Source organism: Reyranella aquatilis (genome assembly GCF_020880995.1).
GTDB classification, from domain to species: domain Bacteria; phylum Pseudomonadota; class Alphaproteobacteria; order Reyranellales; family Reyranellaceae; genus Reyranella; species Reyranella aquatilis.
Map to the genome: position 1 here is coordinate 42,768 of NZ_JAJISD010000020.1, position 9,074 is coordinate 51,841.

At 67.5% G+C, this 9,074-nt stretch carries 10 protein-coding genes; 4 read left to right on the top strand and 6 right to left on the bottom strand.

Annotated elements, in window-relative coordinates:
• Positions 1-118: 118 nt before the first annotated feature.
• Together LJ725_RS28445 and LJ725_RS28450 are read right to left on the bottom strand one after the other, a co-directional pair.
• Entirely contained in the window at positions 119-943 is an 825-nt protein-coding gene (locus LJ725_RS28445; RefSeq protein WP_230554294.1) for an NYN domain-containing protein, read from the bottom strand.
• A 19-nt stretch (positions 944-962) separates the two neighbouring features.
• On the bottom strand, positions 963-1,625 hold the full coding sequence (locus LJ725_RS28450; RefSeq protein ID WP_230554295.1) for an aspartate/glutamate racemase family protein: 663 nt from the start codon (positions 1,623-1,625) through the stop codon (positions 963-965).
• Between the two features lie 95 nt (positions 1,626-1,720).
• On the opposite strand from LJ725_RS28450, the gene LJ725_RS28455 reads away from it, so the two are divergent.
• Positions 1,721-2,248 (top strand): P-loop NTPase family protein, encoded by a 528-nt coding sequence (locus LJ725_RS28455; RefSeq protein WP_230554296.1) that lies wholly within the window; start codon positions 1,721-1,723, stop codon positions 2,246-2,248.
• Here LJ725_RS28455 and LJ725_RS28460 read toward each other — a convergent pair.
• The 4 genes from LJ725_RS28460 to LJ725_RS28475 form a co-directional block, all read right to left on the bottom strand.
• Entirely contained in the window at positions 2,232-3,437 is a 1,206-nt protein-coding gene (locus tag LJ725_RS28460) for a CaiB/BaiF CoA transferase family protein (RefSeq protein ID WP_230554297.1), read from the bottom strand. The genes LJ725_RS28455 and LJ725_RS28460 overlap by 17 nt on opposite strands.
• A gap of 129 nt (positions 3,438-3,566) precedes the next feature.
• Positions 3,567-4,253, bottom strand: a complete 687-nt coding sequence (locus LJ725_RS28465) for a DUF2848 domain-containing protein (protein ID WP_230554298.1) — start codon at positions 4,251-4,253, stop codon at positions 3,567-3,569.
• Between the two features lie 2 nt (positions 4,254-4,255).
• Positions 4,256-5,059 carry a putative hydro-lyase gene (locus tag LJ725_RS28470; RefSeq protein WP_230554299.1) on the bottom strand — a complete coding sequence of 268 codons (804 nt, stop codon included), beginning with the start codon at positions 5,057-5,059 and terminating at the stop codon, positions 4,256-4,258.
• A gap of 9 nt (positions 5,060-5,068) precedes the next feature.
• Complete coding sequence (locus LJ725_RS28475; protein ID WP_230554300.1) at positions 5,069-5,821, bottom strand: SDR family oxidoreductase; 753 nt, start codon at positions 5,819-5,821, stop codon at positions 5,069-5,071.
• Positions 5,822-6,068: 247 nt separating this feature from the next.
• Here LJ725_RS28475 and LJ725_RS28480 point away from each other — a divergent pair, with 247 nt between their 5' ends.
• From LJ725_RS28480 to LJ725_RS28490, 3 genes are all read left to right on the top strand, one after another.
• Positions 6,069-6,239: a hypothetical protein gene (locus LJ725_RS28480; RefSeq protein ID WP_230554301.1), complete on the top strand. Its 171-nt coding sequence runs from the start codon at positions 6,069-6,071 to the stop codon at positions 6,237-6,239.
• Positions 6,240-6,306: 67 nt separating this feature from the next.
• A complete protein-coding gene (locus LJ725_RS28485; protein ID WP_230554302.1) occupies positions 6,307-8,232 on the top strand; it encodes a serine/threonine-protein kinase in 1,926 nt (641 codons plus the stop codon).
• 57 nt (positions 8,233-8,289) lie between these two features.
• Complete coding sequence (locus tag LJ725_RS28490; RefSeq protein ID WP_230554303.1) at positions 8,290-8,877, top strand: ANTAR domain-containing response regulator; 588 nt, start codon at positions 8,290-8,292, stop codon at positions 8,875-8,877.
• Positions 8,878-9,074 lie beyond the last annotated feature (197 nt).

Below are 9,074 nucleotides of genomic sequence, written 5' to 3' on the forward strand. Positions count from 1 at the left end.
CAAACGAATTGATGTCCTTGAGAGAGGGGGCGGGCGTCGGCCAGTCGCCCGTCGGCCTTAGGGGCCGCTGCGGACAAAAGCAACGCGCGAAGTGGCCTGGCGCTGCAGATGCCGCCGCTTACGCCGATTGCGACCGGGGAGGGGCACCAGTGCCTGCCCGGCGGCGTCCCCGCCCGCGTCCCGCGGTGCGTCCGGCAGCCGGTGCCGCGTCCGGTGCCTTCACCGGCTTGGCGCGTATGCGCACGGTGCGTCCGTCAGGCTGGTCCATGTCGAAGGCGCCGGTCTTGCGGATCAGGTCGCTCAGCTTGCGGAAGCCGTAGGTGCGCGGGTCGAAGTCGGAGGCGATGTTGGCTAGGCGCTGGCCGACGGCGCCCAGGCTCACCCAACCATCCTCGCTCTCCATCTGGGCGATCGCCTTGGCAAGAAACGGCACGGCCGCGCTCGCGGGCTGCAGCGAGCTCGGGGCCTGACTCTCGCCGGTCGTCGTCGCCGCGGCCTCTGGCACGAGATTTTCGGTGTAGATGAAGCGGCGGCAGGCCTGGCGGAAGCTCTCGGGCGTCTTCTGCGCGCCGAAGCCGTACACATCGGCTCCCTCTTCGCGCAGGCGCGAGGCGAGCCGGGTGAAATCGCTGTCGGAGGACACCAGGCAGAACCCGTCGAAGCGCCGGCTGTGCAGCAGGTCCATCGCGTCGATCACCAGCGCGATGTCGGACGCGTTCTTGCCCGACGTGTAGGCGAACTGCTGGTAGGGATCGATCGCGTACTTCTGCAGGATCTCTGCCCACGACTTGAGGCGGGTGCTGGAGAAGTCGCCGTAGATGCGGCGCACGCTCGCCTCGCCGAACTTGGCGATCTCCTCGAACAGACCGGCGGCGATGCGCGGCGAGGTGTTGTCGGCGTCGATCAGGACGGCGAAGCGGCGCGGGCGGTTGTCGTCGGCCATGGGGGGACTCCGGGTCGGCTCAGCGGGCCGAGGTGGCGAAGATCGCGTCGACGTGGATGTCGGCGCAATCGATGACGGGAAAGCCGGGATCGTGGCCGGCAAAGGCGAGGAAGAGATCGGTGCCGCCCAGCATGATCGCCTCGGCGCCGCGCGCACGGAGCCTGCGGCCCTCTTCGAAGAAGACCTGGCGCTGCGCTTCGGTGACGTGGCCGATTGTGGCCATGGCGACGTAGGTGTCGTGCACCCGGTCGAGCGCTTCGGTCGGCACCACCTCGACCGAGGGAATGCCGCCGTAGAGATGCGATTCCATCACGGCCCTCGTGCCGAGGATGCCGATCTTCCGCAGCCCGCGCTTCGCCAGTGCCGCATCGACCGCGGGAATGGCGTTCAGCACGGGCAGGGGCGAGATCGCCGTCAGCTCCTTCACGCAGAAATGGCCGCCCATCGAGGTGATGACGGCGGCTTCCGCGCCGGCGCCCTTCATGCGCTGCACGAGGCCCGCGAATATCTCGGCCTGCCGGGTCGGATTTCCAGCCACGAGATTGCGGCTCATCTCGCGCACGTCGGCATGCGCCATGGTGAGGTCGAGCGGAATGCCGGCCGCGGCATGCCGGTCGATCAGGCCGCGATAGTAGAAGTCGGTGGCGGCCGGCCCGATGCCGGCGATGAGTCCTATGTGCATGGGCGACTGTCCCCGATTGGGCACGGCCGGGCAATGCCGGGGTGTGGCGAAAAGCGTTCCTGCAAGTCGAGCGCCGCGGACGCTAGAGTTTGGCCATGCGACGCGTGGTGGTGTTTGGAACGACCGGATCGGGAAAGAGTTGGCTGGCGGAACGGCTCGCCGACCGCACCGGCCTGCGCGTGGTCGAACTCGATGCGCTGTTTTGGGGTCGCAACTGGCAGCCGGCCCTGCCCGACCTGTTCCGCCATCGTGTCGAATGCGAGACCCGCGAAGACGGCTGGATCGTCGTCGGCAACTACGGCCAGGTGCGCGACCTGGTGTGGCGGCCGGCCGACACATTGGTCTGGCTCGACCTGCCCCTGCCCGTCGTCATGGGACGCCTGCTGCGCCGGACGGTGAAGCGCGCCGTGACGCGCGAGGAACTGTGGGGCACCGGCAATCGCGAATCGCTGGCGAACGCCTTCCTGAGCCGCAATTCCATCCTGCTCTATGCGCTGAAGACGCACCGCCTGAACCGCGAGCGCTTCGCCCGGGAATGCGAGGCGCTTGCCGGAGAAAAACGCATCGTGCGGCTCTGCAGCCGCCGCGATGTCGAGCGTTTCGCGCTCAGTCCGCTGCCTTGACGGCGGACACCGGTGCGCGCACGCCGCCGCGCGCGAACATCGCGTCGATGTCGGCGGTGCCGTAGCCCAGTTCCTTCAGGATGTCCGGCCCGTCCTCGCCGATGTGCGGGGCATGCTGCTGCGGCGCATGTTCCGAGGCGGGCGGCAGGCCCGCGATGTTGGCGACCGGCATGCGGCCGAACCCGTCCTGCTCGATCCAGTCGATCGCGCCCGATTCCTTGACGTGCGGATGGTCGAGATAGTCCTGGTAGTTGTTCACCCGCTCGCAGAACACGTCCTTGGGCTGCAGGATCGAGATCCACTCCTCGGTGGTCTTGGTCGGCATCGTCTCGTTCAGCGCCTTGATGATCTTGGGCGCGTTCTTGATGCGGTTCTCGTGGGTCTGCAGGTCCGGATCGTTGGCGATGTCGTCGCGGCCGATCAGCTCGAACAGCAGGCGGAAATGATGCGGCCGCATCGCCGAGAGCATGATGTAGCCGTTCGACGACTTGAAGCTGCCGGCCGGCATGTAGAGGACCGGCGGGTTGCCCTTTGACAGCACCCACTCCATCAGCTTGGCGCCCTGGAAAGCGGCGGCCGCGCGCATCAGGCTGGAATCGATGAAGCAGCCCTCGTTGTAGCGGAACTGGCGCATCAGTGCGGTGCTGAGCGCCTGGAAGGTGTAGAGGCCGGTCGTGACGTCGACGGCGATCATGCCCTGACGCCACGGCGTTCCGTCCGGCATCCTGTTCATCACCATCATGCCGCTGAACGCCTGGATCAGGCCGTCCACCGTGGGCCGCTTGCTGTAGGGGCCGGTCTGGCCGAAGCCCGACACCGAGCAGTAGATGACGTTCGGGTTGATCTTCTTCACGTCCTCGTAGCCGAAGCCCAGCCGCGAGATGACGCCGGGACGGAAGCTCTCCATCACCACATGCGCCTTGGCGGCCAGCTTCTTCACGACGGCGATGCCGTCGGCCGACTTGAGGTCGAGCGCGATCGAGCGCTTGCCGCGGTTGAACGCGACCGAATGGGCGCAATGGTCGCCCTTCAGCTCGCCCAGCGCCCTGCCCCAGTCGCCCTCGGGCGGCTCGATCTTGATGACGTCGGCGCCGTGCAACGCGAGCAGCATGGAGGCATGCGGCCCCGCGATGCCCTGCGTGAAGTCGAGAACGGTAATGCCGTCGTAGGCGCCCTTGATCGTGGTCACTTGTTCCTCCCGAAGGCGCTGAACGTACGTTCAGCGGCGCCGGTCACGCAAGGCCAAGGCTGCAGCCGAGCCATGCGTGGCATTCACTCTGCTCCCGCGTGATCGCCGGAGAGGGTTGGCCGATCGCCCTCAGGCGATGACCGGCAGGGTCTCGATGTCGTAGGCGTGGGTGATCTTGCGGCCGAGCACAGGATCGTCGAGTTCCATCTCGAAGCGCGAGGACGGCCGGATGGCGCCGATCGCCGGCATGGTGCCGCAGAACATCGCGGTGCCCATGGGCAGCCGCTTGTTGTCCTGCCATCCGAAGATCAGCTCGCGCGGGTCGCGGATCCGGGCCAGCGGACCTTCCTGGTAGAGGACCCTCTTGCCGCCTTCCTGCACGTAGCTGCGCAGGATCAGCCGGTCCCAGTGCGGCTCGACCTCCTCGAAACGCCAGGCGGTACGGCCGATCGGCTTGGCGCACATCTGCTTGGACACGGCGATGCCGTAGCTCTCGACCTTGCGGTCGGTATGGTCGGCGCCGACCGTCACCCAGAGACGGTCGGCGGCGCCGACCAGCACCGGCTCGACCTCGCCCGAACTGTCGTCGCCCAGCACCTGGATACGGTCGGCCTGGGTCAGCATCTGCGCGGCGGCGCGATAGTAGATCGGCACCCGCGACGGCGGCTGCACGCCGATCGCCTTCAGCTCCTCGATGTGATGGTTGAGCGCCGTGACGTCGCGCCCGGTCCAGCCGGCGATGACGAGATCCTTGATGTCGACGGCGACCTTTTCGACCGCGCCCTTGGCGTGGCCCTCGAACTCCAGGCGCGCCATCGTCAGAGGACGGCCAGGCGCGAGTTGAGCAGGTCGGTGATCAGCATGTAGCCCGGCGCGTGGGTGATGCAGAACTCGGGCTTCACGGTCGCCACGACCGATTGCGGGGTGACGCCGCAGGCCCAGAACACGGGCAGTTCGTCGTCCCGCACCGGAACGGCATCGCCGTAGTCGGGCTTGCCGATGTCCTTGATGCCGATCATCTCGGGCTTGCCGAGATGCACGGGCGCCCCGTGCACCGAGGGAAAGCGCGTCGTGACCTGCACTGCGCGGATCGCGTCGGCGGGCTTGAACGGGCGCATCGAGACGACCATCGGCCCATGAAAGGGACCGGCGGGCGCGCACTCGATGTTGGTGCGGAACATCGGCACGTTGCTGTTGCAGCTCTGGTGGCGCAGCTCGAGGCCGTTCTCGATCAGCGCCTCCTCGAAGGAGAAGGAGCAGCCCAGCACGAAGGAGACGAGATCGTCCCGCCACACGCCCTTGAGATCGGTCACTTCCTCGACCATCTCGCCGTTCTTCCAGATGCGGTAGAGCGGGATGTCTGTGCGGATGTCGAGATCCTCGCCCAGCGTCGGCAGCCGCCAGTCGCCCGGCTCCGACTGTCCCAGCAGGGGACAGGGCTTGGGGTTCAGCATGCAGAAGCGCGCGAAGTCGGCGGCGAGCGCCTTGGGCAGGATCGCGAGATTGCCCTGCACGAAGCCCGGCGCCATGCCGGAGGTCGGCAGGCGGGCGGCGCCTGCGCGGATGCGGCGACGCGCGTCGCGGCCGGTCTCGCCCTTCAGCGTGGTGATCGTGCTGTCCATCGCGAACTCCTAGACGTGCTGGCCGCCGTTGATCTGGATCTCGGCGCCGGAAACGTAACTCGATCCCTTCTCGCAAAGAAAGTGGATCACGTCGGCGACCTCGTCGGGCGTGCCCAGCCGTCGCATCGGGATCTGCTCCTCGACGATCTTCTCGGTGCCGGGCGACAGGATCGCCGTGTCGATCTCGCCGGGCGCGATCGCGTTGACGCGAATGCCACGCGGCCCGAAATCGTGGCTCATCTCGCGCGTGAGCGCCGCGAGCGCGGCCTTCGACGTCGCATAGGCGGAGCCCGCGAAGGGATGCACGCGGCTGCCCGCGATCGAGGTCACGTTGACCACGCAGCCCTGGGCCTTCGACAGTTCGTCGACCAGGCCGCGGGCCAGCGCGACGGGTGCGAAGAAGTTCACGTTGAAGACCTGCCGCCACAGGTCGAACGGCGTGTCGATCGCGCCGAGGCGGCCGCCGCCCTTGCCCTTGGGCGAGATCGCTGCGTTGTTCACCAGCGCATCGAGCCGGCCGCCGTCGAGACGCGAGCGGATCTGTTCGATGCCGCGGCCGATGTCGACCGGATCGGCGAGGTCGAGCTGGACATGGTTTTCGCCGCCGCTGGGCCACGGGCAGAGCGCACTGAAAGGCTGGCGCGAGATCGTGATGATCCGCCAGCCGTTGGCGCTGAATTTCTTCACGGTCGCATGGCCGATGCCTCGGCTGGCGCCGGTCAGGACCAGGGTCCGGACATTGTCGCGTGGGGCTGCATTCATGGGATGATCCTAACCCGGACGGGGCCGGAGTTCGCGGACGATATTCGGCATGGGTTTCACGCAAGCGGCACGCCATGCCTTGTGGGGTTCGCTTTTGTTCTTCACATCATCTATTAAGTCTTTGTGATTCCACGGCTTTGTTGGATTTTTAAGGCAACTTCATCTATGCTCGTGTCCGGCTTGGCCCAATTTTTCGGGCCGCTCGGCCATCGTTTTTGAAGCAGTCATTTTTTTGGAGTTGTCCGACATGGCGGACGAACGACGGGCCTCGCTGCCCACGCCCTATCTGCGCACGGGGCCTGCCACGATGCTCACCGGGATCGGGTTGTGCGTCCTCCTCATGATCCTGCAACTGATGCCGGAAATTCGCGACGCCGGACCGCAATCGGCGATCACCGTGTCGACCCACAGAAGCTGATCCGGCTTCCAGCCGCTTGTGCGGCCGAGCAAGAGCGCGCATCTAGGGGCCGAGGTTGCGCGTACCCATGACAGCAGAACACGATCAGGCCCTGCCGGTGGGCACGCAGCTTGGCGATTATCGCCTCGATGCACTGATCGGCCATGGCGGCTTCGGCATCACCTATCGGGCCTTCGACACCCAGCTGGCCAAGTTCGTCGCCATCAAGGAATACATGCCGGTCGAGTTCGCGACGCGCCGGCCCGATGGCACGGTGGCGCCGCGCAGCGCCCGCTATGCCGACGACTTCGCCTGGGGCCGCGAGCGCTTCCTCGACGAGGCGCGCGCGCTGGCGCGCTTCCGCCATGTGCACATCGTGCCGGTGCTGCGTTATTTCGAGGCCAACGGCACGGCCTATACGGTCATGGAGTTCGAGGACGGTCACAGCGTCGCGCAGATCCTGCGCCAGCCCGGCCGGCGCTTGCAGCCGGACGAGGTGCGCAGCCTCACCGAGGGCATGCTGAGCGGCCTCGGCGCCGTGCACGCCCAGGGCTTCCTGCATCGCGACATCAAGCCGTCGAACGTCATCGTGCGCCGCGACGGCGTGCCGATCCTGATCGACTTCGGCGCGGCGCGGCAGGCGATGGGTGGCCGCACCCGCACGCTCACCAGCATCCTCACGCCGCAATATGCGCCGATCGAGCAGTATGCGATGGACGGCAAGCAGGGGCCTTGGACCGACATCTACTCGACGGCCGCGGTGCTGCATCATGCGATCGCGGGCTTTCCGCCGCCCGAGGCGGTGAGTCGCGTCGGCAGCGATCCCTATCGTCCGCTCGCCGTCACCCATGCCGATCGTTTCGACGGCTCGATGCTGTCGGCGATCGATCGCGGCCTCGCCTTCGCGCCGGAGCAGCGCCCGCAGACGATCTCCGAATGGCGCACCCTGTTCGGCGCTTCGTTGCCGCGGGCCGAGGATGCACCGACGCAGCGGATGGCCACTCCCGTTTCCGCATCGCCGCGGCTCGGCGGTGTGAACCGTCCGGCGGAGGAGCCGGCGGAGAGGAATGTTTCCCAGACGCCGCCGTCGTCCGGCAGGGTGCGCTCGCGCCGGCGCTGGCCGATCATCCTGCTGGTGCTGGGCGCCATCGCCCTCTGGAAGTATCAGCCCCAGATTCGCGAACGTGTCTTCGGCACACCCAAAGTAGAGACCCAGACCGCGATGCCGGCGCCCGTGCCGGTCGCGCCGTCGGGAGAAACGCCGGCGACCTCGACGCCCGCGCCCGCGCGCGCGCCCGTGTCCGCGCCAGCGCCGGTGCCGGCGACACCGCAGCCGCCGCCCGCCGCATCGGAGAGCACCGCGCAGAAGGCGCTCGTCGACCAGGCACAGCGCGCGGCGGGTGAAGCGCGTGCCATGGTTGAACGGGCGGAAGAGGCGGCCCGCGCCGCACGCGCCATGGCGGGCGAGGCCCGCATCGTGGCGGCGCGCGCCGGTCGGCCCGATCTCGAGAACAGCGAACGCCTCACCTACGGTGGCGGCGCGAGCTATGTCGGCCAGGTCGCCGACGGCAAGCGGCAGGGTCTCGGGGTCGCCGAGCTTGGGGACGGCGAACGCCAGGCCGGCGACTGGAGCGCCGACCGGATGAACGGTCTGGGCACCGTCCGGCTGGCCGACGACACGCGCTACGCCGGCCAATGGAAGGACGGCCAATCCACCGGTCTCGGTGTCCGCGAGAAGCCGGGGGTCGAACGGGCCGAGGGCAACTTCGTCGGCGGGCGGCTCGAAGGGTTCGGGCTGCAGCGCACGCTGGCCGAGCCCAATGTCGTCCGGCTCGGCGAGTTCCATGCAGACCTCCTCGATGGGCCGGGGGTCGAGCGCATCGGCGAACGCGAACGCTACGAGGGCGCCTTCCGTAACGGTCAGCGCAACGGCTACGGCCAGTACACCGATGCCGACGGCAAGACGCGCGCGGGCCGCTGGGCCGACGGAAAGCTCGTGGAATCAGCGCCTTAGTCTCATTCCACGGTCGCTGGCACGGTTGTTGCGCCTGCGGGCTCGAAGAGAGCGATCGTGTCGAAACCCCTGTCCGTAGTGCTGATCGACGATAATCCCGCCCGCGCCGAAATCGTGGAGCGCGGGCTGCGCGATGCCGGCTACGTTCTTCTCGCGCGGCTCGACGGCACTTACGACCTCGCAACACGCGTCAACGTCCTGCAACCCGACGTGATCGTGGTCAGCATCGACAGTCCCGGCCGCGACGCGATCGAGGATCTGCGGCGGACGACGGAGCAGCAGCCGCGCCCCATCGCCCTGTTCGCCGATCGCTCCGATCCCGCGACCATCGCGGCCGGCATGGAGGCGGGCGTCTCGGCCTATGTGGTGAAGGGACTGACGCAGGATCGCGTGCAGCCGGTCGTCGACGTCGCGGTCGCGCACTTCAATCGCTATCACGCAATGCGCGAGGAACTCGAGCGCGCGCGCCTGTCGCTCGTGGAGCGCAAGACCGTCGATCGCGCGAAGGGTCTGCTGATGGAGCAGAAGGGCATCGGTGAGGAGGCGGCCTACAAACTGCTGCGCAAGCTCGCGATGGATCAGAACAAGCGCATCGGCGAAGTCGCGCAGGACCTGCTCACCTACGCGAAGGCACTGAAGTTTTGACCTAGAGCACTTCTGGGCGAGATTGAATCAAGCCGAACATTCAAACAACGACCTCACCCTGAGGAGCATCGCGTAGCGATGCGTCTCGAAGGGTGGGAACGCGCACCTTGCCTGTTGCCCATCCTTCGAGACGCGCTGCTCCCGCAGCACTCCTTGTATCAAGAGACGGCCGCGTCGGCGTAGAGTTGCGGGCGCGG